This window comes from Kitasatospora sp. NPDC048715, assembly GCF_043198905.1.
GTDB lineage: Bacteria > Actinomycetota > Actinomycetes > Streptomycetales > Streptomycetaceae > Kitasatospora > Kitasatospora lactacystinica.
On sequence record NZ_JBICVH010000029.1, the window covers coordinates 1 to 24,373 of the forward strand.

The following is a 24,373-nucleotide window of genomic DNA, read 5'->3' on the forward strand; positions in this document are numbered from 1 at the left end:
GAAGCTAAGCCTTACAGCGCCGATGGTACTGCAGGGGGGACCCTGTGGGAGAGTAGGACGCCGCCGAACAATTATTCAGAAGAACCCCCATCCGGATCCCGGATGGGGGTTCTTCGCGTTTCCGGAAGTTTCCGGAAGTCTCCGGAACTCAGTTTCCGGGGAATCAGTTGCCCCGGCGGGACAGCCAGCTTCGTCGGCGCGGTGCCGCCACCGTGCCGACGGGCGGCAGGTGGAGGGTGGCCACGGCGCTGCGGATCAGGATGCGGACCCCCTCGGCGGCCGTCTCGGCCGACATCGAGGCGCTCTGCTCCCGGCCGGAGGCCTGGCTCGGCAGGTACGGAAGGCGCGCGAACCCGCCGCGCAGCTCCGGGCGTTCGGTGGCGATCAGGTGCGCCAGCCCGTAGAAGACGTGGTTGCAGAGGTGGGTGCCGGCGGTGTGCGAGACGGTGGCCGGGATCCCGGCCTGCTGGACCGCCTCCACGCAGGCCTTCACCGGCAGGGAGGAGAAGTACGCGGCCGGGCCGTCCGGCACGACCGGCTGGTCGAGCGGCTGGTGGCCCTTGCGGTCGGCTGTCCGGACGGCGTCGTCGAGGTTGATCGCCACCCGCTCGACCGTGAGGTCCGGCCGGTTGCCGCCCTGGCCGGTGGCGATGACCAGGTCCGGCTCGAACCGGGCCACCGCCCGGCGCAGTTCGGCGATCGAGTCGCCGAACGCCCAGGGCAGCCCGGCGAACTCCAGGGCCACCCCGGCCGGCGGACCGGCGGCGACCAGTCGGCCCGCCTCCAGGGACGAGTTCAGGGGATCGCGGCCGAACGGTTCGAAGGCGGTCAGCAGGACGCGGATGATGGCGGACCTCCGAGCGTGCGGGAACGTACGGACCCGATTTGTGCCGTTCGAGCGTAGGGCCGTCCCGAATGTCCCGGCAAGCCCCGCCGCTTTCCGGTGGACACGATGACCTGATTCCTCGTCGTGACCTGACCTCTCGTGACCTGAATTCCCGTCATGTGCGGCGCAGTGCGCCGTCCGCGCGGAGGGAGGTGAGGGTGGGGTAGCCGTCGACGGCCATCAGGAGGTCGGCCTCGGCGAGCAGGGAGCGCAGTACGTGGACGATGCCGTCGGTGCCCTCCAGGGCCAGGCCGTAGGCGTACGGGCGGCCGACGCCGACGGCGGTGGCGCCGAGGGCGAGGGCCTTGACGACGTCGGTGCCCGAGCGGACGCCGGAGTCGAAGAGGACGGGCAGGCCGTCGGCGGCTTCGACGACGCCGGGGAGGGCGTCGAGGGCGGCGAGTCCGCCGTTGGCCTGGCGGCCGCCGTGGTTGGAGCAGTAGACGCCGTCGACGCCGCCGTCCCTGGCGCGGCGGACGTCCTCGGGGTGGCAGATGCCCTTGAGGAGGATCGGCAGGTCGGTGAGCGAGCGCAGCCAGGGCAGGTCGTCCCAGGTCAGGGGGTTGCCGAAGACGCCGGCCCACTCCAGGACGGCCGCCTGCGGGTCCTCCTCCGGGGCCTTGGCGAGGCGGGCGCGGAACACCGGGTCGGAGGTGTAGTTGGCCAGGCAGTGGCCGCGCAGCTGGGGGAAGTTGGCGGTCGCCAGGTCGCGCGGGCGCCAGCCGGTGACCCAGGTGTCCAGGGTGACGACGATGCCCCGGTAGCCGGCGGCCTGCGCCCGGTGCACCAGGCTCTCGGCGAGCGCCCGGTCGGTGGGGGTGTAGAGCTGGAAGAAGCCGGGAGTGTCGCCGAACTCGGCGGCCACCCGCTCCAGCGGATCGACGGTCAGGGTGGAGGCGACCATCGGCACACCGGTCCGGGCGGCCGCGCGGGCGGTGGCCAGGTCCCCGTGACCGTCCTGGGCGCACAGGCCGATCACCCCGATCGGAGCCATGAACAGCAGGGTCGGCAGCCGCATCCCGAACAGGTCCACCGAGAGGTCCCGTGCACGCGCGCCGACCATCATCCGCGGCACCAGGCCCCACCGGCCGAAGGCGGCGACGTTCGCCCGCTGGGTGGACTCGTCGCCGGCCCCGCCCGCCACGTAGGAGAGCACGGAGGGCGCCAGCGCGGTGCTCGCCCGCGCCTCCAGTTCGGCGAAGGCCATCGGCATCGTCGGCAGCACGCCGCCGAGCCCGCGCAGATAGATCTCGTTCTGGTAGTCGCCGAACCGCCCCTGGAACGCCGGATCCATCCGCTGGCTGTCCATCCGTCGGCCGTCCTCTCGTCCTCGGCCACCCGGGACCGTCCCGGCCGGCGGTGCCGTCCGCGGCTCCGTCGTACGGACGGACGGGCTGACGGCACCCCGGCATTCTCACCGCGGACGGAGCGGACGGCCAGGGTCCGGCCGGGGGTGTGTCACCGCGTCGGCCGTCTCACGGCGTCGGTTCGGGACGGACCCGGTGGCCGTGCCGCCACACGGCGGCCGCGGCGAGCAGGGCGACCGTCCCGCCGAGCAGCATGACCGTGCCGGGGGAGGAGTGGTCCACCGCCAGGCCGCCGGCCAGCGCGCCGATCGAGAAGGCGGCCTGGAACGCCGAGGTGAAGACCACACCGGCACCCTCCGGGGCGTGCGGGGCCGCGGCGAGGAACCAGCTGAGCGCGCAGACCGGGACGGCCCCGTAGGCGGTGCCCCAGAGCGCCAGCAGGACGGCGGCGCCCGGACCGCCGGTGCCCAGCAGCGGCAGCAGCAGCGCCGCGGCGGCGAGCAGGACGGCCGCCGTGCCGAACACCGGGCGCAGTGCCCCGGCCGCCCGGCCCCCGGCCAGGAGGTTGCCGAGCAGTCCGGCGGCGCCGTAGAGGAGCAGCAGGGCGGTGATCAGGCCGGGGCCGGCGTGGGTGGTGTCGGCGAGGAAGGGGGTGACGTAGGTGTAGCTGCCGAAGTGGGCCGGCACGATCAGGAAGGTCACCAGGATGCCGGTCCGGGTGCCCCGGCCGGCCAGCAGACCGCGCAGCACTCCCAGCCCGGTGACGGTCAGCGGGGGCAGCGGCGGCAGCGACCGCAGGAGGGCGGCCAGGGCGAGCAGGGTCAGCGCGGCCATCGCGAGGAAGGCCGTCCGCCAGCCGGCCAGGGAGGCGAGGAACACCCCTGCCGGGACGCCGAGCACCGAGCCGAGCGGGACGGCGGAGAAGATCACCGTGTTGGCCCTGGCCCGCCGGTGCTCCGGGACGAGGCGCGGGGCGAGCCCGGAACCGATCGACCAGAACGCCCCGATGACCAGGCCGAGGACGATCCGGGCGGTCAGTACCGCCCAGTAGGCGGGGGCGAGGGCGCTGAGCAGGTCCGCCAGGGTCAGCACCAGCAGCAGCGCGCAGAGCATGGTCCGCCGGTCCGCGCGCCGGGTCAGGACGGTCACCAGGGGCGCGGCCACCGCGGCGACGATGCCCGGCAGGGTCATCATCAGCCCGGCCGTGCCGTCGGAGATCCGGAAGGTGGCGCCGATCGGCGTCAGCAGGCCGATCGGGAGGATCTCGGTGGTGACGATGGAGAACACGCCGGTCGTCACGGCGAGGACGGCGAGGGTGCCGCCGTCCCGGGGGCGCGGGCCCGGGGCGGTCGGGCCCGGGGTGGTCGGGGCTGGATGGAGGGTGGTGCCGGTCGGCATGCCGGAGGTCCCGTCGCTGGGTGGTGGGTTCGTGAACCGAAGTCCAGCAGTACGAAGGGGGGTTGGGCTGGCGTGAATCCGACGTCAACGCTTCCTTGCCGGGTCCGCGGCCCGGCCTTCCCCGGCGGCCGGGGGTTCCTCGGCGGGGCGGCCTTCCTCGGCGAGATGGCGGCCTTCGGCAGGAATGGGGCCTTCGGCGAGGCGGCGCTCTTCGGCGAGGCGGCGCTGCTTGGCGCGGTGGGCGAGCACGCCGAGGATGCGCTGCCAGGTCGGCGAGGCCTCGGCGAGCCGGGAGAAGATCACCGCCTGCTTGCCGGGCCGGCTGCTGTCCCGCCCGTGGGCGGCCTCCCAGGCGTCCAGGTCGTCGATCAGCCGGTCCACACGGGGGTCGTCCGGTTCCCAGTCGAGCGACTGGTCGCAGAGCAGGAACAGCCGCATCGTCTCGGCGTCGCCGAAGCTGGCGTTCTTCTCCCGGATGCCCCGGCGCATGGCCTCCGGGTCCAGGGCCTGGTGCAGGATCCAGGTGTCCCGTTCGAGCAGCACCGACCGCTCGCTGACCCCGAGCGCGCGCATCCGGTCCAGGATGGCGACCACCTCGGGCGGCAGCGCGAGCCGCTCGCCGCTCGCCAGGTCGGCGATCCGGCGGCGGTGCTCGGCGAGTTGGTCGATCCGGTGCCGCAGTTCGGCGTCGAGGTCGGTGATGGCGGCGGCGAACTCCTCCGGCTGCGCGTGCAGCAGCGCGTCGATCCGGGCCAGCGGCACCCCGGCGTCGGCGAGCGTCCTGATCCGGATGAGGTCCACGGCGGCCTGGGCGCTGTACCGGCGGTAGCCGGAGCGGTCGCGCTCGGGCTCGGGCAGCAGCCCGACCTGGTGGTAGTGGCGGACGGTGCGCACGGTCACGCCCGCGGTCGCGGCGAGTTGACCGATCGTCAGCACCGTCCGGCTCCGGTTCCGTTGAGGATTCGTGGCTGTGGCTGTGGCTGTGGCTGTGGCTGTGGCTGTGGCTGTGCGTGGCCGTGGCCGAAGTCTAGGCGCGGCCCGCCCGGTCCACGACATCGCGGATCGCCCGGACCACGACATCGGTCCGCTCGAAGACGAACTGGCTGTGGCCGGTGTCGGCGAGGAGGCGCTGCTCGCCGTTCGAGACCCTGGCCACCATGTCCGCGTACAGCCGCGTCTTGCCGTCGTGCATCGCCTGGAGGAGCTCCTCCGACATCAGCGCCTGCTGGCCGGGGTCGACGCCCAGCGGGGTGAGCGCGATCAGCGGGACGTCGGGGAGGTCCGCCCCGGCCCGCAGTTCGACGGCCAGTTCGGGCATCGAGGCGCGTTCGGCGATGCCGGCGTGGATCCAGCGCTCGCTCACGTGGTACTCGGTCACCGCGTCGCGGACGTCCGCCGGGTAGTCCACGAGCAGCTCCTCGCACAGCTGCCGGATGGCGGGGAGCGCCTGCCGCAGCTGCTCCTCGGTGGGCGACAGGCGCCGGGTGGCGGCCAGGCTCGCCTCGGCGGGCATGTAGTCGTCCCAGTCCCGGTGAAAGGCGTCCAGCCAGACCAGTCCGGCCACGTCCTGCGGGTACCGCTGGGCGAACCCGTGGGCGTACGCGCCGCCGAGCGAGTGCGCGACCAGGACGTACGGGCCGGGCACGGCCTGGGCGCGCAGCAGTTCGCGCAGTTCGGCCGCGACCTCGGCGGCGGTGCGGGGCAGCGCGGCCTCGTCGCTGAAGCCGGTGCCGCCGCGGTCGTACACCACGGCGGTGGTGAACTGCGCGACGCCCTGCTGGACACCGAAGTAGTCCAGGCCGATGGCGCTGGCGCCGGGCAGGAGGACGACGGCGGGCCCGCCCGTGCCCTGGCGGTGCAGGTAGAGGCGGCGGCCGTCGACCTCCTGGAAACCGCCGACCGGGGGGTGGAGCGGGGCGGTGGAAGTGCTCTCGTTCGTCATGCGGCAAGCCTCCAACCCTGACGTAGCGTCAAGGTCAAGCGTTCGTCGCGGGGAGTCTGGCGGGTGCTCGGGTGGGCAGGTTCTCGGGTGCTCGGCTGGGCAGGTGCTCAGGGGTCTCGCCTGCTTGAGCGCCGGGGCCGATGGTCGTGGTGAAGCGGTTGCGGTACTCGGTGGGCGTGGTGCCCAGCCGGCGGGCGAAGGCGCGGCGCAGGGTCTCGTCGCTGCCCAGGCCGCTGAGCCGGGCGGCGGCGGTGATGCTGTGGCCGTCGAGGAGCAGCTGTCGGGCGCGGTCGAGGCGGACCCGCTCGACCCAGCGGGCCGGCGTGGTGTGCAGCTCGGCCTGGAAGAGCCGGGTCAGGTGGCGGGTGCTGACGGCGGCGGTGGCGGCCATCGCGGGCAGGCTGTGGTCGGCGCCCGGGTCGGCGAGGACGGCGTCGGTGAGGGTGCGCAGCAGGTCGCCGCGGGCGGGCGGGGTGGCCAGGGCGGTGGAGAACTGCGACTGGCCGCCCGGGCGCTGCATGAAGACGACCAGTTCGCGGGCGATGGTACGGGCGGTCTCGGCTCCGTGGTCGTGCTCGACCAGGGCGAGGGCGAGGTCGATGCCCGCGCTGATGCCGGCGCTGGTGTGGTAGCGGCCGTCCTGGACGTGCAGGGCGTCGGGTTCGACCAGCACCCCGGGGTGGCGGAGCGCGAGGGTGGGGGCGTGGCGCCAGTGGGTGGTGGCCCGGCGCCCGTCGAGCAGCCCCAGCGCGGCGAGCACGAAGGCGCCGCTGCACACCGAGGCGACCCGCCGTGCCGGTCCGGCGAGGCGTTCCGCGGCGGCCAGCAGGTGTGCGTCGGGGCCCCGGGCGGCCAGGTGGTCGGCTCCGGCGACGACCAGGGTGTCGAGGGGTTCCCGGCTGTCCCGGGGTGCGGCGGTGTCCGCCAGGGCCACGCCGTTGGAGGCGGTGACGGTGCCGCCGTCCGGGGAGACCAGGGCGGTCCGGTACGGGTGGCCAAGCCGTCCGGCCTGGTGGAAGACCTCCAGCGGACCGCTGACGTCGAGCAGCGTCACCCCGTCGAACACGAGGAAGGCGACCCGGCGCGTCATGTCCGGATCCGAGGCCCGGCTGTCTGTACCGACATGGCGGCAGCCTACGCCCGGGGGCGAGGGTGGAGGAGTCGACCGAACCGCTCCTGCAGACGGAGGAACCATGACGAACGAGACGATCGCGGGCGTGCGCATCCCGGACAGTGCCCTGGCCCGGGAGGCGACCGAGCTGGTGCGGGAGGCGGCGTCGCCGCTGCTGTTCGACCACTCGCGCCGGGTGTTCCTGTTCGGGGCGTTGCGCGGCGCCGAGCAGGGGCTGGAGTTCGACCCGGAGCTGCTGTACGTGGGCGCGATGTTCCACGACCTCGGCCTCACCGGGCGCTTCGCCAGGACCGACCAGCGGTTCGAGATCGACGGCGCCGACGAGGCCCGTCGCTTCCTGTCGGCCCACGGCATCACCGGGGAGCCGGCGCAGCGGGTCTGGACGGCCATCGCCCTGCACACCACGCCGGAGGTCCCGCTGCACATGGCGCCGGAGATCGCCCTGGTCACCCGGGGCGTGGAGCTGGACGTGCTGGGAATCGGCTACCACACGATCTCCGCCGGGCAGCGGGCCGCCGTGGTCGCGGCCCATCCGCGGCCCGACTTCAAGAACCGCATCCTGGCCGCGTTCACCGAGGGTGTCGAGGGCCGCCCGGAGACGACCTTCGGCAACGTCAAGGCGGATGTGCTCGCCCACTTCGTGCCGGGCTTCGAGCGCGGCGACTTCGTGGAGGTGATCAGGGGCTCCGAGTGGGCGGAGTGAGCCGGATCGGGGGTTCGGAGAGCAGCCCGAAGGCCCGGCCGGCGTCGGCCGGCCGGGTTTGACGGCGGGTCCGGCTTCCACCACCCTTCCACTAATCAAATAGTGAAAGGGTACTTTGCCGATGCCCGCTTCCGTCTCCCCGCCGCGAGCCCTGCTGTCCGCAGCCTCCGCGTCCCCCGTTCCCTCCGCTGCTTCCTCCCCTTCGGCCCCTTCCACCGCTTCCTCCCCTTCGGCCCCGACCACCTCGTCCGCGCTTTCCGCGCCCTCCGCCCGGTTCACGACCCTGCTGGCCCTGCTCGCCCGCCGCCCCGCCGCGCTCGCCTGGGGCCTGGCGGCCGGGTTCGCCGCGCTCTACATCTGCGTCGCCGTCAACCGGCACCGGCGCGGCCTCACCAAGGCCTACGACCTGGGCATCTTCGAGCAGGCCGTCCGGGCGTACGCCCACGGGCAGGCGCCGATCGTGCCGCTCAAGGGGACCGGCTACCACCTGCTCGGGGACCACTTCCACCCGCTGATCGCCGTCCTCGCCCCCGCCTACCGGGCCTTCCCGAGCCCGCTCACCCTCGTCGTCGCCCAGGCGCTGCTGATGGCGCTGGCCGTCGTCCCGCTGACCCGCTGGGCCCACGAGGTGGCCGGGGCGCGGGCGGCACTGGTCGTCGGCTGCGCCACCGGGGCCTCCTGGGGGATCGTCCGGGCGGCGGCCGACGACTTCCACGAGATCGCCTTCGCCGTCCCGCTGCTCGCCTTCGCCGCCACCGCACTCGGCCGGCGCCGGCCGCTCGCCGCCGCGCTCTGGTCGCTGCCGCTGCTACTGGTCAAGGAGGACCTGGGGCTGACGGTGGCCGCCGTCGGTGTCCTGATCGCCTGGCAGGCCCGGCGGGAGCGCCGCCGCAGCCCGCTGCCCGGGCTCACCCTCGCCGTCGTCGGCCTCGCCGCGACCGTGCTCACCGTGCTCGTCGTGCTGCCGGCCTTCAACCCGAGCGGGGGCTTCGACTACTGGCAGCAGCTGGACGGCGGCGGGCAGGGCTGGCAGGCCTCGCTCCGGGCGCTGCCGCTGCGGCTCGGCTGGCCGCCGGTCAAGTGGCTGCTGCTGTTCCTGCTCGCCGCCACCGCCGGCTTCGCGGGTGTGCGCTCGCCGCTCCTCCTGCTCTGCGTGCCCACCCTCGCCTGGCGGCTGCTCTCGGCCAACCCGCACTACTGGGGCGTCAGTTACCACTACAGCGCGGTGCTGATGCCGATCGCGCTGGCGGCCCTGGTCGACGTCCTGCGGCGTTGCGACGCCCGCCGCGTCCGCCGCGCGCTCGCCGTCAGCGCCCTGGTGACCGCCGTGACGCTGCCGCTCTACCCGCTGCACGAGCTGGTGATGCCCGAGGCCTGGCGCACCTCGCCCCGGCTCACCGAGACCCGGGCGATGCTCCACCGGATACCCGACGGCGCCGCCGTGGCCGCCTCCAACCGGCTGGCGGCGCAGCTCACCGGCCGGGCCGAGGTCACCCTGGTCTGCCGGGCGCCGGTGGGCCCCGGACCGCAGTGGGTGGCCGTCGACCTGCGCGACCCGAGCGTGCAGGCCCCGTGCGCCACCGCCGACACCGCCCGGATGCTGGCCCTCTACCGGGAACGCGGCTACCGACCGCTGGTCGAGCAGGACGGCCTGCTCCTGCTGCAACGTCCCTGAAGGACCTCTGTCGGGCACCCTCCGGGGGTCCGGCTTGACCCACGTGCCGCCGTGGGCCACTATTCCACTATTGAACTAGTGAAAGGCCGAAACGCCGGTGATCGAGTACCGCATTGAGCGGCGCAGCGGCGTCTCCACGTACCAGCAGATCGTGCAGCAGACCAAGCAGGCCCTGCGACTCGGACTGCTCCAGCCCGGAGACAAACTGCCGACCGCCCGTGAGGTGGTCGAACTGACCGCGATCAACCCGAACACCGTGCTGAAGGCCTATCGCGAACTCGAACGCGAAGGGCTGGTCGAACCCCGCCCTGGTCTCGGCACCTTCGTCCGGCGCTCGCTCGCCCGGCCGGAGGCGGCCGCGGACGGGCCGCTGCGCGCGGACCTGGTCGGGTGGGTGGACCGGGCCCGGGGGGCCGGCCTGGAGCGCGAGGACATCGCCGCGCTGATGGCCTCCGTCCTGGAGCAGCGCTTCGACACCGGGGTCTCCGGCTCCGACACCGGGGCCTCCGGCTCCGACAACAAGGCCTCCGGCTCCGACACCGGGGTCTGAGGACCCCTCGGCAACACCGAACAGAGAACAGTGGGGGGACCGGGTGGACGACCCGACGACCACGGCGCCCGCGTCGGCGCCGGCCCTGGAGGCCGAAGGCCTCGGCAGGAGGTACCGAGGCGGCTGGGCCCTGCGGGGCTGCGACCTCACCGTCCCGGCCGGGCGGATCTGCGGAGTGGTGGGCCCCAACGGCGCGGGCAAGAGCACCCTGCTCTCCCTGGCCGCCGGCCAACTCGCGCCCACCGAGGGCGGACTGCGGGTGCTGGGCGCCACCGCCGGTGATCCCGGGCTGCGCGCCCGGATCGCCTACGTGCCGCAGGACAAGCCGCTCTACCCGGGCCTCACCGTCGCCGAAACGCTGCGGATGGGCCGCGAGCTCAACCCGGTGTGGGACGCGGACGGGGCCCAACAGATCGTCGACCAGGGCGAGTTGAACCCCAATGCGCGGATCGGCTCGCTCTCCGGCGGCCAGCGCACCCGGGTCTGCCTCGCCCTCGCCCTCGGCAAGCTCCCCGACCTGCTGCTGCTCGACGAGCCGATGGCCGACCTCGACCCGCTCGCCCGGCACCAGCTGATGGGCGCCCTGATGTCGTCCGCCGCCGAGCGCGGCACCAGCATCGTGCTGTCCTCGCACATCCTCCCCGAGCTGGACGGCGTCATCGACCACCTGCTCCTCGTCCAGCGCGGACGCGTCCGGCTGGCCGGCGACCTGGAGGAGATCCTCGACGGGCACCGGCTGCTCACCGGCCCGGCCGCCCAGGAGTCCTCCCTGGCCGCCGAGTCGGTGGTCGAACAGCGCGTCAGCGGCCGCCGGGCCATCGCCCTGGTCCGCACCGACGAGCCGGTGGACGGCGAGTGGGAGAGCGAGCGCCCGAGCCTGGAGGACCTGCTGCTCGGCTACCTCCGCGGACCCGCCGAACCGGCCGACCGCAAGGAACCGAACGAGGTGGCCGCATGAGCACGACCGTCCTGCCCGACCGCACCACCGCTCCCACGGCCTCCACCAAGCCCGCCCTGCGCGGAATCCTCTGGCTGGTGCTCCGCCAGAACCGGCTCCTCCTCTGGACCCTGGGCATCCTGCTGGTCCTGGCGGTCGCCGACCTTCTGTGGATCCACTTCACCAGCAGCCGGATCGTGAGCGAGCTGCACCGGACCGACTGCTACTACCCCGAGAGCTGGGACCGGCGCGAGTGCTGGAACCGCCTGGAGCCGATCGACCGCCCGAACTTCTGGTACCTCCAGGTCCTCCAGCCCGCCGTCACCGCGGTCCCGCTGCTGACCGGAGTGTTCGTCGGCGCCCCGCTGCTGGCCCAGGAGTACGAGCGCGGCACCATCCGCCTGATCCGGGCCCAGTCCGTCAGCCCGGTCCGCTGGCTGGCCGTCCGCCTCGCCGTTCCCGGCCTCGCCGTCCTGGCCGCCGCCGGCGTGCTCGCCTCCCTGATGACCTGGGTGTGGTGGACGGACATCGTGCACGGCCCGGCCGCCTTCGACCCGCCGTTCCAGTTCTTCACCTACCCGGTCCTCGGCCTCGCCCCGATCGCCTGGTCCCTGTTCGCCCTGACCCTCGGCGTCCTGATCGGCCAACTCGTCCGCCGCACCCTGCCCGCGATGTTCCTCACCGGCGCCCTCGTCGCCGCCGCCCACGGCCTCGTCCTCTGGGCCCGCCCCCACTTCTACCCGGCCGTGGAACAGATCGCCGCCGTGGGCACCCCCCAACCCACCAACGCCTGGCTCCTCGGCCGCGGCATCGTCCTGCCCGACGGCACCCACGCCAGCACCGACTCCTGCCTCTTCTCCGCCCGCGCCCCCGGCTGCGACGAGGCCATCGCCTCCTGGGCCCGCTTCCACCCGGCCGACCACCTCGTCCCCATCCAACTCGTCGAGGCCGGCATCCTCCTGGCGCTCACCCTGCTCCTGCTGCTCACCGTCTTCCGCCGCATCCGCGTCTAGGGGCGTGCCTGACACTTCCCGCCGGGTGCGCGGATTGTCAGACACGCCCCGGCGTCACCGCTCCGTCGAGCGGGCGACGACGACCCACGGCCAGGACCCGAGTCACCGACTCGGGTCCTGGCCGATGTGCTCGGAAGGGCTGAGTGCGTCCAGCAGGAGATTCGCGTCCGCCGCGGCCGTCGGTCGGTGGTGGGACCATGGTGCGTCCAGGGGTGTGCGGCGAGGCGGGGGTCGGGCGGTGGGGGAGCGGCGGCGGGGTGGGCGGCGGCCCGGGGTGGTTCTCGCCGAGGCGCGGGGGTTGCTGGCGGCGGCCGGGGCGGTGGTGGCGGACCACCGGGCGGCCGTGGAGCAGGCGCGGTTGGCGTACGTCGGGGAGCGGGACCGGCTGGTGCGGGAGGAGCTGGGGGCCATCGCGGTGGCGCGGCTCCGGGACGTGACCGAGGGCCGGCTGCGGGTCGGGGCGCTGGAGGCGGCCGGGCTGGTGACGGTGCGGCAGGTGGCGGAGGCCTCCGGCTACACCCTGCGGCTGATCCCGGGGGTCGGGGCGCAGACGGCGGCGCAGGCGCTGGCCGCGGCCGGGCAGATCGCCAGGGCGGTCGAGCAGACGGTGGCGGTGCGGCTGGACGTCGAGCGGCAGGACGCGACGAGCACCGCGCTGGTCGTGGCGCTCCAGCGGCTTGTGGCCGCCGGGCCCCAGACGCGGCGGGCCCGGGAGACCGCGGAGCGGGTCCGGGCCGAGGTCGAGCCGCTCGTGGCGGCCGCGCAGCCGGCCGGCGGGCTGCTGCGCGGGCTGTTCGCCGGGCGGGAGCGGCGGGCGCAGGCGCAGGCAGCGGTCGAGCGGCTGGAGAAGGAGCTGGCCGGGTACGCGGCGCTGGAGGTCCCGGTGCTGCTCGCCCAGGCCTCGGTCGACCTGCTGCGTCCGGCGGTCGACCCGGTCGAGGCATGGACGGACTTCGAGCTCCGCTCGGCCGACTACTACGGCGTGCTCGGCGGGATCGTCGAGGAGGCCGGGGCCGAACCCGCCGCCGCCGAGGGGTTCCTGCCGGAGGAGCTGTCGGACCGGGTGCGGGCCGAGCCGCTGGACGACGCCCACTGCCGGGTCTCGCTGCGCGGCTACCAGGCGTTCGGGGCGCGGTTCGCGCTCGCCCAGCGGCGGGTGATCATCGGGGACGAGATGGGCCTCGGCAAGACGGTCCAGGCGATCGCCGTGCTGGCGCACCTGCGGGCGCGGGGGAGCACCCACTTCCTGGTGGTCTGCCCGGCCAGTGTCCTGATCAACTGGATCCGGGAGGTCGAGTCGCGCAGCACTCTGCGGGCGTTGCGGGTGCACGGCCCGGAGCGGGAGGCGGCGCTCGCCGGGTGGCTGCGGGACGGCGGGGTCGCGGTGGTGACCTTCGACGGGCTGCGCCGCCTGGAGGCGGCCGAGGTGGCGGAGGCGGTCACGGTCGGGATGGTCGTGGTGGACGAGGCGCACTTCGTCAAGAACCGTGCCGCGCAGCGCTCCCGGGCGGTGGCCGCCTGGACGGAGCGGGTGGAGCGGGTGCTGTTCCTCACCGGGACGCCGATGGAGAACCGGGTGGAGGAGTTCCGCAGTCTGGTGGAGTACCTCCGGCCCGGGCTGGTGCCGTCGGTCCGGCAGGATTCGGCGGCCGCCGGGCCGGTGGCCTTCCGCAAGGCGGTCGCCCCGGCGTACCTGCGCCGCAACCAGCGGGACGTGCTGACCGAGCTGCCCGAGGTGGTGCACGTGGACGAGTGGGAGGAGTTCTCGCCCGCCGACCTCGCCGCCTACCGCTCGGCCGTCGCGGCGGGCAGCTTCCCGGCGATGCGCCGGGCCGGGTACGCGGACCCGGCGCGGTCGGCGAAGCTGCGCCGGCTGCTGGAGATCGTCCGCGAGGCGGCGGACGGCGGACTGAAGGTGGTGGTCTTCTCGTTCTTCCGGGACGTCCTGGCGGCTGTGCAGGCGGCTCTGGAGCAGCGGGCGTTCGGGCCGGTCGACGGCTCGCTGGACTCGGTGCGGCGGCAGGACGTGGTGGACGGGTTCGCCGCCGCGCCCGGGCACGCGGTGCTGCTCTGCCAGATCCAGGCCGGGGGCGTGGGGCTCAACATCCAGGCCGCCTCGGTGGTGATCCTCTGCGAGCCGCAGGTCAAACCGACCCTGGAGGAGCAGGCGGTGGCCCGGGCGCACCGGATGGGGCAGGTCCGCCGGGTACGGGTGCACCGGCTGCTGGCCGCGGACAGCGTCGACCAGCGGATGCTGGACCTGCTGCGGGTGAAGGGCAGGCTGTTCGACGACTACGCGCGGCGCAGCGAGGTGGCGGAGTCGACCCCGGAGGCGGTGGACGTGTCGGAGCAGTCGCTGGCGGCGCTGATCGTCGAGGAGGAGCAGTTGCGGCTGGCGGTCTCCGACCGATGAGCGACGAGCGACCAGCGATGAGCGACCAGCGATGAACGACGACCGACGAGCGACGACCGACGAGCGACCAGTGGTGAACGGGGCGCCGGGCGCGGGACGGCGGGCGGTCAGCCGTCCGCGAGTGCGCGCAGGTAGGTGAGGACGGCGCGCACCCGGCGGTGTCCGGTGTCGGGGGTGGGCATGCCGAGCTTGCCGAAGATGTTGCCGATGTGCTTGTTCACCGAACTCTCGGCGAGGAAGAGGAGCCGGGCGATGGTCGGGTTGTTGTGGCCCTCGGCCATCAGGGCGAGCACCTCCCGTTCGCGCGCGGTGAGGGCGGCCAGCGGGTCGGGGCCGGTGCGGTGGGCCATCAGCTGGGAGATGACCTCCGGGTCCATCGCGGTGCCGCCCTCGGCGACCCGCCGCAGCGCCTGGAGGAACTCCTCGGCGCGGCCGACCCGGTCCTTGAGCAGGTAGCCGACGCCGGTGGCGCTCTGGGCGAGCAGCTCGGCGGCGTAGGCGCGTTCGACGTACTGGGAGAGGATCAGGACGGGCAGTGCGGGCAGGCGGCGGCGGGCCTCGACGGCGGCGCGCAGTCCCTCGTCGCGGAAGTCCGGCGGCAGCCGGACGTCGACCACGGCGACGTCGGGGCGGTGGTCGAGCAGGGCGGGCAGCAGGTCGTCGCCGTGCTCGACGGTCGCGCACACCTCGTGTCCCTCGCTGTGCAGCAGCAGGACGAGGCCCTCGCGGAGCAGGGCGTTGTCCTCGGCGATCAGGATCCGCACGGGATCTCCACTTCCAGGATGGTCGGGCCCCCGGGCGGGCTGGACAGGCGGGTGGTGCCGTCGAACGCGGCGACCCTGCGGCGCAGGCCGGGCAGGCCGCTTCCGGCGCCCTCGACGGCGCCGCCCCGGCCGTCGTCCTCGACCCGGACGGCGATGGCGGCCGCGGTGATCCGCAGCCGGACCAGGGCGCTGCGGGCTCCGCTGTGCCGGGCGACGTTGGCGAGCGCCTCGGAGACCACGAAGTAGGCCGCGGCCTCGGCGGCGGCCGGTGCGCGCGGTGGCGGGGCGGTCGGGGAGGGGGCGCCCCGGCCGCCCCCGGGGTCCGGCTCGACCCGGGTGGGCACGGCGCAGCGGGCGGCGAGCGACCGTACGGCCTCGGCGAGACCGCGGTCGGCGAGCAGCGGCGGGTGGATGCCGCGGACCAGGGCGCGCAGCGACTCCAGGGCCTGCTCGGCGACGAGTTGGGTGGAGTCCACCAACGCGGCCGCCTGCTCGGGACGTTGGTCCAGCGCGCGGCGGATCATGCCGAGCCGGAGCGAGACGGCCACCAGGTTGGCCTGGGCGCCGTCGTGCAAATCCCGTTCGATCCGGCGCAGTTCGGCGGCATGGGCGTCCAGCGCCTCGGACCGGGTGGTGGTCAGCTCCTGGACGCGCCGGGCCAGCGACGGGCGGGGCCGGGCGACCAGCAGCCGGCGGGAGGCCCGGGCGTGCAGGTCGGCGGCGGGCGCCAGCACGGCCAGGGCGACCAGCGCGTAGCCGACCCCGCCGACCGCCGCCGCGACGGCCACCGGCCAGGAGTCGACGGTCAGCAGGATGATGCTCCCGCGCTCGTCCGGCAGGAGCCGCCACCACACCGGCGCCGTCAGCCAGTTGACGGCGTGGCTGCACAGGGTGAGGGCGGCGGCCGACAGGGCCGTCCCGGCGGTGGCGTGGGCGAGCAGCCACACCAGGTCCTTGCGGACGGCCGGGTCGCGCAGGGACGCCCGGTCGCGGTACGGGGTGCGCGGCCGGTCGCCGCCCAGCCACCGGCCGGCCCGCCGGCGGTGGAACTCGGCGAACCGGCGCAGCAGTCGCAGGGCCGGCGGCAGGAGCGGCAGGCCCGGGCCGACCGGGCAGAGGACGAGGACGGCGAGCAGCAGGCAGAGCCCGACCAGCGCGACCGCCCCGGTGCCGAGGCAGAGCAGGAGGTGGCCGGCGGCGGCGGGGGAGCGGCGCACCGCGGACCGGACGGCCGACCGGGTGGCCGACCGGACCGTGGACACGGCAATCCTGGTTGCCCGCACGATGGTTCAGCCCTCCGAGCCTCCGAGCCGACTGTTCGATCACCCTAACACCGGCCCCGGAACCGGCCCGGAGGCCGTCACGGGGCGCGGCTCTTCCGCCGCCGTGCCGGACACCTCCACAATGGGGCGGGTCGATCGCGGAAGTGGGGGAACCGGGGTGGAGTGGCTGCTGGGGATCGGTGGGGCCCTGCTGCTCGGGGTGGTGACCAATCTGGTGTACGACTTCGCCAAGTTCGGCGGCTCACGGCTCGGTTCCCGGGTGCCGGTGCCGCGGGTCCGGCGGGCGAGCCTGACGGCGGCGGCCCGGGCGCACGACGTGCGGGCGGACGGGCTGGCGCCGCTGATCACCTGGTCGGCGACCCGGCCGCTGGCGCCGAGCACGCTGGTGACGGCGCACCGCGGGAGGGTCGAGCGCCCGCACGTGCTGGACGCGGTCGGGTGGGCCGAGGAGGTGGTGCGCCGGAGGGCGGCCGGTGCGGCGGGCCGCACCGCGTACATCTCGCGGCTGACGGTCGATCACGGCGAGCACGGTGGTGCGCGGGTCTGCGAGGTGGACATCGCGGAGAGCGACTACGCGGAGTGCATGGCCACCACCGGGATGGGCCGGGAGGACCCGGAGGCGGCCCGGCTGCTGCACGAGGCGCTGGACCAGGGCCTGACGAGCTTCGTGGCCGTCGCGCCGCCCACGATGGTCAGCGCCTGCGTCGCGGTGCGGGACCGGCTGGGCCGGCTGCTGCTGCTCCGCCGCTCGCTGGCGGTCCACACCTTCCCGGCGCAGTGGACGGTCGGGATCAACGAGACGATGAAGTACCGCGACGAGCCGGGCGCCGCCGAGGACTTCTACGGGCTGGTCCGGCGGGCGCTGGAGGAGGAGTTGGGGCTGCTGCCGGACGACGTCGGGCCGACCGTGATCACCTGGCTGGGCTGGAGCGAGCCGGCCTCCTGCTACACGCTGGTGGCCACCGTCCGGTCCCGGCTGGACGCGGCCGAGATCGACCGCCGCCGCGAGGCCTGCCACAGCACCTTCGAGCACGACATGGCCGTCTGGGTGCCGTTCACCCGCCGGACGGTCTCCGAGCTGATCGAGGGCGGTACCTGCCCGGACGGCTCGCGGCGCTGGTCGTACCTCGCGCCGCTGGTGGCCTGGGAGGCCTGGCGGGCGGCGCAGCAGGAGCGGGCGTAGGCCGGAACTCGCCTCGCCGGGACGGGCGTTCCGCGCGGAGCGGGCACCGTTGCGCGCGGGGAAGTGCGGGGAAGTGCGGGGAAGTGCGGCCCAGGAGGAACCGGCGTGCCGGGCCCGGCCGCCAGGTCAGCCGACGGCGGTGCGCCAGTCCGCCGGCCCGCTCGCCGGGAGGTGCCCGGGCAGGCCCGGGGTCCAGCGCTTCGAGCCGTCCGGCAGTACGGCCAGGGCCTCGATGCCGGGTCGGCGGGCGGCCCAGGCGAGGGCGCGGTCCGGGCCCATGGCGAAGGCGGCGGTGGCCCAGGCGTCGGTGCGGGCGATGCCGGTGCCCGGGGCGCCGACCAGGGTGAGCGAGGCCAGGGCGCAGGCCGGGCGGCCGGTGTGCGGGTCGAGGATGTGCGCGCCGCGCTCGGCGGTGCCGGAGGTGGCAACGGCCAGGTCGTGGCCGGCCAGGACGGCGGCCAGCAGACCCGGTCGCCGGGGGTCGGCGATGCCGATCCGCCACGGTCCGCCGGCGCTCTGCACGTCTCCGCCGCCGCTGACGCAGTACTGCCGGGAGCCGGAGGAGCGCAGCAGGGCGGCCGCCTGCCCGACCGCCCAGCCCTTGACCCAGCCGCTGGGGTCGAGCCGGCCGCCCGGCCGCTCGGTGAAGTAGCCGTCGGTTTCGGCGGCCACCTCCCGGCAGGCGGCCAGCACGGTGCGGACCTCCGGATCGCAGTCGTCCAGGGCGAGTTCGCCCCGGTCGAGGCGGCTGATGTCGCTGTCCGGCCGGTACGTCGAGAACACCGCGTCGATGCGGTGCAGCCGTTCCGCGATCCGTTCCAGCGCGGCCGGGGTCCCGGGGACGGGGTCGCGCACGGTGACCGAGAAGACGGTGCCCATCACGGGCTCGGCGTGGCGCAGCACGGGCGCCTCAGCCCTTGTCCCGGTCGAGGGCGCTCTGCAGGGACCGGACGTAGCCGTCGCTGGTGTACGTCGCGCCGCTGACCACGTCGATCCGGGCGCTCTGCGCGGCTATCGCCTCCTGGTTGAGGACCGGCAGCGCGGAGGTGTTGATCTCGCGGTCGCGCCGTTCGGCGCTCGGGTACTTGACCACGTCGACGGCGGTGATCCTGCTGCCGGCCAGGGTGACCTGGACCTGCACCGGGCCGTAGCGGGTGTTGACGGTGTCCCCGCTGACCTTCCGGGTGGCGCCCGCGGCGGGTGCGGGTGCGGACGCGGAGGCGGAGGCGGAGGGCGCCGGGGCGTTCGACGGTGCCGAGACCTCGGACCCGGTGCCGGAGTCGGTGCTGGAGCCGGCGCCGGTGCCCGGCCCCGAGCCGATCACCGGGGCGGGCCCGGCGGCCTCGTGCGGTTTGAGGGACAGCAGCAGGACCACCCCGGCCGCGGTGGCGGCGCTGGTGACGACGGCTCGGCGCATGGAATGGACGCTCCTCGGGTGCTCGGGTGCTCGGGTGCTCGGGTGCTCGGGTGCTCGGGTGCTCGGGTGCTCGGGGGCGAGCCGAACGGGCTCAGAAGGAAAGGCTTCAGAAGGAGAAGCTCTCGTGGTGGATGCGCCCCGGCCGCACCCCCGCCGCCCGCAGCGCGCGGACGGCCTCCTCGGTCAGGGCGTCCGGGCCGCACAGGTAGACCTCGTGCTCGGCGAGGTCCGGGACCAGCCGGGCCAGCGCGGCCCCGAGGTCGCCGACCTGCTCGCGCGGGCCGAGCAACTCGTGCACCGCCGCGCCGCGCCGCCGGGCGACCTCGGCCAGTTCCGCCCGGAACAGCACGTCCTGCGGCCGCCGGGCCCGCTGGATCAGCGTCAGCTCGCCCGGCAGGGTTTCGAACAGGGCGCGCAGCGGGGTGATCCCCACCCCGGCGCCGAGCAGCAGCACCCGGCGCTGCCGCAGCCCCCGCCCGGTGAACGCCCCGTACGGGCCCTCGGCGCGCACCCGGGTTCCCGGGCGCAGGGCGGCCACCGCGGCGCTGTGCCCGCCGAGGTCCTTGACGGTGAAGCGCAGGAAGTGCGGGTGCGGCGGCGCGGACAGCGAGTACGGGTTGGCGGCCCAGCGCAGCCCGGGCGCCTGGAACTGGAGCCGGAAGAACTGGCCGGGCTCGGCGCGGAGTTCGTCCAGCCGCCGCCCGCGCAGGAACAGCGACACCACCCCGGGGCCCTCCGGCCGTACCTCGGCGACGGTCAGGCCGTGCCGCCGGTCGAGCAGCCACGGCCGCAGCAGCCGGTACCAGCCGAGCAGCGCCGCGGTGCCGAAGTAGAGCGCGTACCAGGCCGCCCGGCCGGGGCCGCCGCCCAGGTCGGCGCCGGTCGCCAGCTGGTGGGCGAAGGCCAGCGCCACCGCGAGGTAGGTCGCCAGGTGCAGGTAGTACCAGGCCTCGTACGGGAGACGGCGGCGCGCGATCCGGGCGGAGACGGCGCCGGTGCCGAGCAGCAGCAGGGTGCCCAGGGTGGCCTTGAGCATCTCGGGGTAGTGGAGGACGATCTCCACGCCCTCGCCGATCGGCCCGCGTCCGTCGGTCAGCGCGTAGCCCTGGACGACCGTCAGCACGTGCACCGTGACCAGGGCCACCGTCCAGCGCCCGCCGAAGGCGTGCCAGCGCGCCAGCCGGTCGGCGCCGACCCCGCGCTCCACCGGCGGCAGCCGGGCCATCAGCAGGAGCAGCACCGGCGCGGCACCGCCGGCCAGCAGCCCGGTGATCCGGCCGGCGCCGGTCAGCCAGCCGTCCGCGCCGACCACGGCCGGGGTGCCCGTCCACCACAGCGCGAGCACGCCGAGCACGCCCGCGGCGATCAGGCCGAGCGCCGCTCGCGGGTCGAGGGCGAACGGCGGACGCGGCGCCGCCCGGTGGCCCGGGCGTTCGGGTGCCCGCCGGGGCCCGGGCCGCGGCTTCGGGGCGGCGGCAGTGGTCATCGGATCCTCCTCGGAGCCCGGCGGCGAGTGCCGCCGAGGCCGTCCACGATCGCACCGCAAGCTCTGAGCGGGCTCTGAACCGGGCCGGCCCCGGCGCCCGCCGGTCAGGGGAAAAGGGCAGGTCAGGGCAAGTGTGTCGGCTTGCGAACCGTTCTCCGGGGTCTCACCGGTTTCTCATCGGGACCGGCCAGGATGACCACCGCGCAGCACCCGACGCGAGGAGCCCCATGGACGAGACCGCCGACCGCCCGGACTGGCGGGTCCTGGTCGTCGACGACGAACCGGACCTGGTCGAGGTGGTCTGCGGAGCCGTCCGCTACGAGGGCTGGCAGGCCCGCGGCGTGACCACCGGCCTGGCCGCCGTCGAGGCCGCCGCGGCCTGGCAGCCGCACGCCGTGGTGCTCGACGTGATGCTGCCCGACCTGGACGGCCTGGAGGTGCTGCGCCGCGTCCACGCCGAGCAGCCCGAGGTGCGGGTGCTCTTCCTGACCGCCCGGGACGCCGTCGAGGAACGGATCGCCGGCATCGCGGCCGGCGGCGACGACTACGTGACCAAGCCGTTCAGCCTGGCCGAGGTGGTGGTCCGGCTGCGCGGACTGCTGCGCCGGGCCGCCCCGCCCGCCGCGGCCGGGCAGCCGCCGCCGCACGCGCTGGTGCTCGGCGACCTCGTGCTGGACGACCGGGCCCGCGAGGTCACCCGGGGTGGGGAGACGGTCGAGCTGAGCCCGACCGAGTACGCGCTGCTCGCCCACCTGATGCGCCATCCCCGGCAGGTGCTCAGCAAGGCGCAGATCCTGGACGCCGTCTGGTCGTACGACTTCGGCGGGCAGGCGCACATCGTGGAGCTGTACATCAGCTACCTGCGCAAGAAGGTGGACGCGGGCCGCAGCCCGATGATCCACACGGTGCGCGGCGCGGGGTACCTGATCAAGGCCGCGACATGAAGCCCTGCACGGGGCGCTCCCGTCCACGGCCGGCCCGCCGCCCGGGCGAACGCCGTCCACGGTTGACCCCCCGTCCGGGCAGACGCCGTCCACGGATGGCCCCCCGCACCCTGCGCGCCCGGCTGATCGCCGGCCTGCTGGTGCTGCTCGTCGCCACCTGCGCCGCCGTCGGCCTCGCCACCACCGCCGCGCTGCGCCACTTCCTGGTCGACCGCCTGGACCAGCAGCTCGCCGAGTCCGGCGGCCGCTACGCCGCGAGCCTGGAGCACACCGGCCACGGCGCCGGCCCCGACACCCGGGCCCAGACCCCCGGCACCCTCGGCGTACGGCTGCTGGGCGGACGGGTCACCGCCGCGGGCGTGGTCGACGGGGACGCCGACGACGTGGACGACCCCGGGAACGAGGACGACCGGGTCGCCTTCGCCCCCGACCGGGAGCACGCCCTGGCCGCCCTGCCCGCCGACGGCCCGGCCCGCACCCTCGACCTCGGCCGGGCCCTCGGCCACTACCGGGTCCGCGCGGTCGCCGGGCGGGACGGCGACGTGCTGGTCAGCGGCCTGCCGCTGCGCCCGGCCGAGGACACCGTCGAGCGGCTGGAGACCCTGGAACTCACCGTCTTCGCGATCTCCGTCGCCGCGGCGGGCGCGGCCGGGGCCGCCTGGGTCGGCTTCTCGCTGCGCCCGCTGCGGCGGGTGGTGGGCATGGCCGAGCGGGTCAGCGCGCTGCCGCTCGCCAGCGGCGAGGTGCTGCTCGCCGAACGCGTGCCGGACGACGACCCGCGCACCGAGGTCGGCCGGGTCGGCGCCGCGCTCAACCGGATGCTCGGGCACGTCGGCGACGCGCTGGCGCGCCGGCACGCGGTGGAGGAGCGGCTGCGCGGCTTCGCCGCCGACGCCAGCCACGAGCTGCGCACCCCGGTCGCGGCGGTCCGCGGCCACGCCGAGCTGGCGCTGCGCCACCCCGGGCCGGTCCCGGCGCCGGTACGGCACTCGCTGGAGCGGATCGACGCCGAGGCGCTGCGGATGGGGGCGATCGTCGAGGACCTGCTGCTGCTCGCCCGGCTGGACGCCGGCCGCCCGCTGGCCGAGGAGGAGGTGGACCTGACCCGGATCGCCCTCGACGCGGTGGCCGACGCCCGCGCCGCCGGGCCGGAGCACCGCTGGCGGCTCGCCCTGCCCGAGGAGCCGGTGCTGGTGCGCGGGGACGAGCACCGGTTGAGCCAGGTGGTGGCGAATCTGCTGGCCAACGCCCGGACCCACACCCCGCCCGGCAGCGAGGTCCGGCTCTGCCTCGAACAGCCGGACGGTCAGGTGGAGTTGAGCGTCACGGACGACGGTCCGGGGATCGCGCCGGAGCTGGCCGACCGGGTCTTCGAGCGCTTCGTCCGGGGTGACCGGGCCCGCTCCCGCGCCACCGGCTCGACCGGGCTCGGTCTGGCGATCGTCCGGGCCGTGGTCGGGGCGCACGGCGGCACGGTGGCGGTGGCGAGCCGGCCCGGCCGCACCGTGTTCACCGTCCGGCTGCCCTGACGGTCGTCGCCGTCGCTGCGGCCGTTGCCGTTCCCGTCGCTGTTGTCACCGCTGTCGCTGTCGCCGCCGTCGTGGTACGGAAGCGCTGCCGGTAGTCGGTCGGCGTGGTGCCGAGGCGGCGGCGGAAGGCGCGCACCAGGGTGTCGACGGTGCCGAAGCCGCAGGCGGTGGCGATGCGGTCGAGCGTCGCGTCGGTGGACTCCAGCCGGTGGCGGGCGAGTTCGACCCGGGCGGACTCGACGTAGGCGCTCGGGGTGGTGCCCAGCTCGGTCTTGAAGATCCGGGTCAGCTGCCGTTCGCCGACGTGGGCGTGGGCCGCGAGGTCCGGGACGGTCAGCGGCCCGGCGAGATTGCGCAGGATGTGGTGGCGCAGCTCCTCGATCCGCCGGGTGGTTGAGACGGGTTCCAGCGGGACGCTGAACTGGCTCTGGCCGCTGGGGCGTTTGAGGTACATGACGAGCTGGCGGGCGACCCGCAGGGCCAGCTCCTCGCCGAAGTCCTCGGCGACCAGCGCGAGCGACAGGTCCAGGCAGGCGCTGATGCCCGCACCCGTCCAGACCTCGCCCTCGCGGATGAAGATCGGGTCCGGATCGACCTCGATCTCCGGGTGCTCCTCGGCGAGTTGGCCGGCCGTGGACCAGTGGGTGGTGGCGCGCCGCCCGTCCAGCAGCCCGGCGGCGGCGAGCAGGTGCGCGCCGACGCAGACGCTGGCCACCCGGCGCGAGCGGGCGGCCAGCGTGCGGACCCGGTCGACCACCGCCGGGTCGGCGAGCGCGCGGACCCGGCGGCTGTCGTCCACCTCGACCGAGCCGGGCACCAGCAGGGTGTCGATCCGGCTCCGGGCGGCCTCGTCGAAGGTGAGGTCGGGCAGGATGCGCACGCCCGCCGCGGTGGTGACCGGCTCCGCCGTCTCGGCGGCGAGGACGACCCGGTAGCCGGTCGCGTCGCCGGTCTCCCGGCGGACCAGCGAGAACACCTCGGGCGGGCCGGTCACGTCGAGCAGGTCGACGCCCTCGAACAGCACGATGACGATCAGCCGTTGCGCAGCGGGTGCGGACACCGCTTCCCTCCTCGTCGTCCCTGCTCGATGTCGGAATCTGCAGGTTAGCCGACATTGCCGACACCCGAGCGCCGCCCGTAGCGTTCTCAGGGCCGGCCGCACCCGCAGTGGCCCGCGAGATCCCCGACTCCCGACCGTGAAGGCGGTAACCCGTGCCCACCACGACCCTGCGCACCCTCAACGGCCTCGACGAGAAGCCCGCCGTGATCGGCGACTCGACCCTGATCATGATCGACTACCAGAACACCTATGTGCGCGGCGTGATGGAACTGGAGGGCTGGCAGGAAGCGCTGGACGCCGGCGCCGACCTGCTCGCCCGGGCCCGGGAGGCCGGCTCCACCGTGATCCACGTGATCAACGACGGTGGCGAGGGCACCCCGTACGACATCCGGGCCGAGATCGGGCGGATCCACCCGAGCGTGGCCCCGGCCGAGGGCGAGCGGGTGGTGGTCAAGCAGGCCCCGGACGCCTTCGTCGGCACCGACCTGGGCGAACTGCTCGACGCGGCCGGCCACCGGGACGTCGTCGTCGCCGGATTCATGACCCACATGTGCGTCGCCTTCACCACGGCCGGCGCCTTCCTGCGCGGCAACCGCCCGACCGTCGTGGCCGCCGCCTGCGCCACCCGCCCGCTGGAGTCGGCCGGCACCGGGCTGACGGCCGCCCAGGTCCACCGCGCCGCGCTGGCGACGATCGGCGACCTGTACGGCGTGGTGGTGGAGTCCCCGGCCGACCTCGGCTGAGCCCGGGC

22 protein-coding genes are annotated in these 24,373 nt (G+C 75.0%); 10 read left to right on the forward strand and 12 right to left on the reverse strand.

All coding sequences use genetic code 11. From position 1 onward, the window contains the following. Positions 1-163: 163 nt before the first annotated feature. The 6 genes from pcp to ACGFSC_RS39845 all read right to left on the reverse strand — a co-directional run bounded on the left by pcp (position 164) and on the right by ACGFSC_RS39845 (position 6,623). A complete protein-coding gene (gene pcp, locus ACGFSC_RS39820) occupies positions 164-847 on the reverse strand; it encodes a pyroglutamyl-peptidase I (RefSeq protein WP_359910899.1) in 684 nt (227 codons plus the stop codon). 154 nt (positions 848-1,001) lie between these two features. Then, positions 1,002-2,195 carry an alpha-hydroxy-acid oxidizing protein gene (locus ACGFSC_RS39825; protein WP_359910894.1) on the reverse strand — a complete coding sequence of 398 codons (1,194 nt, stop codon included), beginning with the start codon at positions 2,193-2,195 and terminating at the stop codon, positions 1,002-1,004. A 166-nt stretch (positions 2,196-2,361) separates the two neighbouring features. Next, positions 2,362-3,591, reverse strand: a complete 1,230-nt coding sequence (locus tag ACGFSC_RS39830) for an MFS transporter (RefSeq protein WP_359910891.1) — start codon at positions 3,589-3,591, stop codon at positions 2,362-2,364. Between the two features lie 84 nt (positions 3,592-3,675). Next, positions 3,676-4,527, reverse strand: a complete 852-nt coding sequence (locus ACGFSC_RS39835) for a MerR family transcriptional regulator (RefSeq protein WP_359910889.1) — start codon at positions 4,525-4,527, stop codon at positions 3,676-3,678. Between the two features lie 91 nt (positions 4,528-4,618). Next, positions 4,619-5,533 carry an alpha/beta hydrolase gene (locus ACGFSC_RS39840; RefSeq protein WP_359910886.1) on the reverse strand — a complete coding sequence of 305 codons (915 nt, stop codon included), beginning with the start codon at positions 5,531-5,533 and terminating at the stop codon, positions 4,619-4,621. A gap of 34 nt (positions 5,534-5,567) precedes the next feature. Then, entirely contained in the window at positions 5,568-6,623 is a 1,056-nt protein-coding gene (locus ACGFSC_RS39845; protein WP_359910883.1) for a helix-turn-helix domain-containing protein, read from the reverse strand. Positions 6,624-6,726: 103 nt separating this feature from the next. On the opposite strand from ACGFSC_RS39845, the gene ACGFSC_RS39850 reads away from it, so the two are divergent. The 6 genes from ACGFSC_RS39850 to ACGFSC_RS39875 all read left to right on the forward strand — a co-directional run bounded on the left by ACGFSC_RS39850 (position 6,727) and on the right by ACGFSC_RS39875 (position 13,956). Continuing rightward, positions 6,727-7,368, forward strand: a complete 642-nt coding sequence (locus ACGFSC_RS39850) for an HD domain-containing protein (protein WP_359910880.1) — start codon at positions 6,727-6,729, stop codon at positions 7,366-7,368. Positions 7,369-7,489: 121 nt separating this feature from the next. Next, a complete protein-coding gene (locus ACGFSC_RS39855; protein WP_359910877.1) occupies positions 7,490-9,043 on the forward strand; it encodes a DUF2079 domain-containing protein in 1,554 nt (517 codons plus the stop codon). A gap of 97 nt (positions 9,044-9,140) precedes the next feature. Then, positions 9,141-9,593, forward strand: coding sequence for a GntR family transcriptional regulator (locus ACGFSC_RS39860; RefSeq protein ID WP_359910874.1), 453 nt, complete (start codon positions 9,141-9,143; stop codon positions 9,591-9,593). Between the two features lie 43 nt (positions 9,594-9,636). Beyond that, on the forward strand, positions 9,637-10,551 hold the full coding sequence (locus ACGFSC_RS39865; protein ID WP_359910871.1) for an ABC transporter ATP-binding protein: 915 nt from the start codon (positions 9,637-9,639) through the stop codon (positions 10,549-10,551). Then, on the forward strand, positions 10,548-11,543 hold the full coding sequence (locus tag ACGFSC_RS39870; protein WP_359910868.1) for a hypothetical protein: 996 nt from the start codon (positions 10,548-10,550) through the stop codon (positions 11,541-11,543). The genes ACGFSC_RS39865 and ACGFSC_RS39870 overlap by 4 nt, the downstream gene beginning before the upstream one ends. Before the next feature lie 274 nt (positions 11,544-11,817). Next, positions 11,818-13,956, forward strand: a complete 2,139-nt coding sequence (locus ACGFSC_RS39875; protein WP_359910865.1) for a DEAD/DEAH box helicase — start codon at positions 11,818-11,820, stop codon at positions 13,954-13,956. Positions 13,957-14,063: 107 nt separating this feature from the next. Here ACGFSC_RS39875 and ACGFSC_RS39880 read toward each other — a convergent pair whose 3' ends face one another. Continuing rightward, positions 14,064-14,720 (reverse strand): response regulator transcription factor, encoded by a 657-nt coding sequence (locus ACGFSC_RS39880; protein ID WP_359910863.1) that lies wholly within the window; start codon positions 14,718-14,720, stop codon positions 14,064-14,066. Then, a complete protein-coding gene (locus ACGFSC_RS39885) occupies positions 14,708-15,982 on the reverse strand; it encodes a sensor domain-containing protein (protein WP_359910860.1) in 1,275 nt (424 codons plus the stop codon). The genes ACGFSC_RS39880 and ACGFSC_RS39885 overlap by 13 nt, the downstream gene beginning before the upstream one ends. 178 nt (positions 15,983-16,160) lie before the next feature. Between ACGFSC_RS39885 and ACGFSC_RS39890 the strand changes: the two genes are divergently transcribed. Beyond that, positions 16,161-17,186 (forward strand): hypothetical protein, encoded by a 1,026-nt coding sequence (locus ACGFSC_RS39890; RefSeq protein ID WP_359910857.1) that lies wholly within the window; start codon positions 16,161-16,163, stop codon positions 17,184-17,186. Between the two features lie 126 nt (positions 17,187-17,312). Here the strand turns inward: ACGFSC_RS39890 and ACGFSC_RS39895 are convergent, their stop codons facing one another. The 3 genes from ACGFSC_RS39895 to ACGFSC_RS39905 form a co-directional block, all read right to left on the reverse strand. Continuing rightward, entirely contained in the window at positions 17,313-18,065 is a 753-nt protein-coding gene (locus ACGFSC_RS39895) for an FAD:protein FMN transferase (RefSeq protein ID WP_359910896.1), read from the reverse strand. A 31-nt stretch (positions 18,066-18,096) separates the two neighbouring features. Next, positions 18,097-18,603: an FMN-binding protein gene (locus ACGFSC_RS39900; RefSeq protein WP_359910854.1), complete on the reverse strand. Its 507-nt coding sequence runs from the start codon at positions 18,601-18,603 to the stop codon at positions 18,097-18,099. A 106-nt stretch (positions 18,604-18,709) separates the two neighbouring features. Next, positions 18,710-20,089: a ferric reductase-like transmembrane domain-containing protein gene (locus ACGFSC_RS39905; protein WP_359910851.1), complete on the reverse strand. Its 1,380-nt coding sequence runs from the start codon at positions 20,087-20,089 to the stop codon at positions 18,710-18,712. A 227-nt stretch (positions 20,090-20,316) separates the two neighbouring features. On the opposite strand from ACGFSC_RS39905, the gene ACGFSC_RS39910 reads away from it, so the two are divergent. Then, a complete protein-coding gene (locus ACGFSC_RS39910) occupies positions 20,317-21,033 on the forward strand; it encodes a response regulator transcription factor (RefSeq protein WP_359910849.1) in 717 nt (238 codons plus the stop codon). A 95-nt stretch (positions 21,034-21,128) separates the two neighbouring features. Continuing rightward, positions 21,129-22,562 (forward strand): HAMP domain-containing sensor histidine kinase, encoded by a 1,434-nt coding sequence (locus tag ACGFSC_RS39915; RefSeq protein ID WP_359910846.1) that lies wholly within the window; start codon positions 21,129-21,131, stop codon positions 22,560-22,562. On the opposite strand, the gene ACGFSC_RS39920 is transcribed toward ACGFSC_RS39915, so the two are convergent. Further along, positions 22,543-23,622 (reverse strand): DJ-1/PfpI family protein, encoded by a 1,080-nt coding sequence (locus ACGFSC_RS39920; RefSeq protein WP_359910843.1) that lies wholly within the window; start codon positions 23,620-23,622, stop codon positions 22,543-22,545. The two genes, ACGFSC_RS39915 and ACGFSC_RS39920, sit on opposite strands and share 20 nt — an antisense overlap. 152 nt (positions 23,623-23,774) lie before the next feature. Between ACGFSC_RS39920 and ACGFSC_RS39925 the strand changes: the two genes are divergently transcribed. Then, complete coding sequence (locus ACGFSC_RS39925; RefSeq protein ID WP_359910840.1) at positions 23,775-24,365, forward strand: cysteine hydrolase family protein; 591 nt, start codon at positions 23,775-23,777, stop codon at positions 24,363-24,365. Positions 24,366-24,373 lie beyond the last annotated feature (8 nt).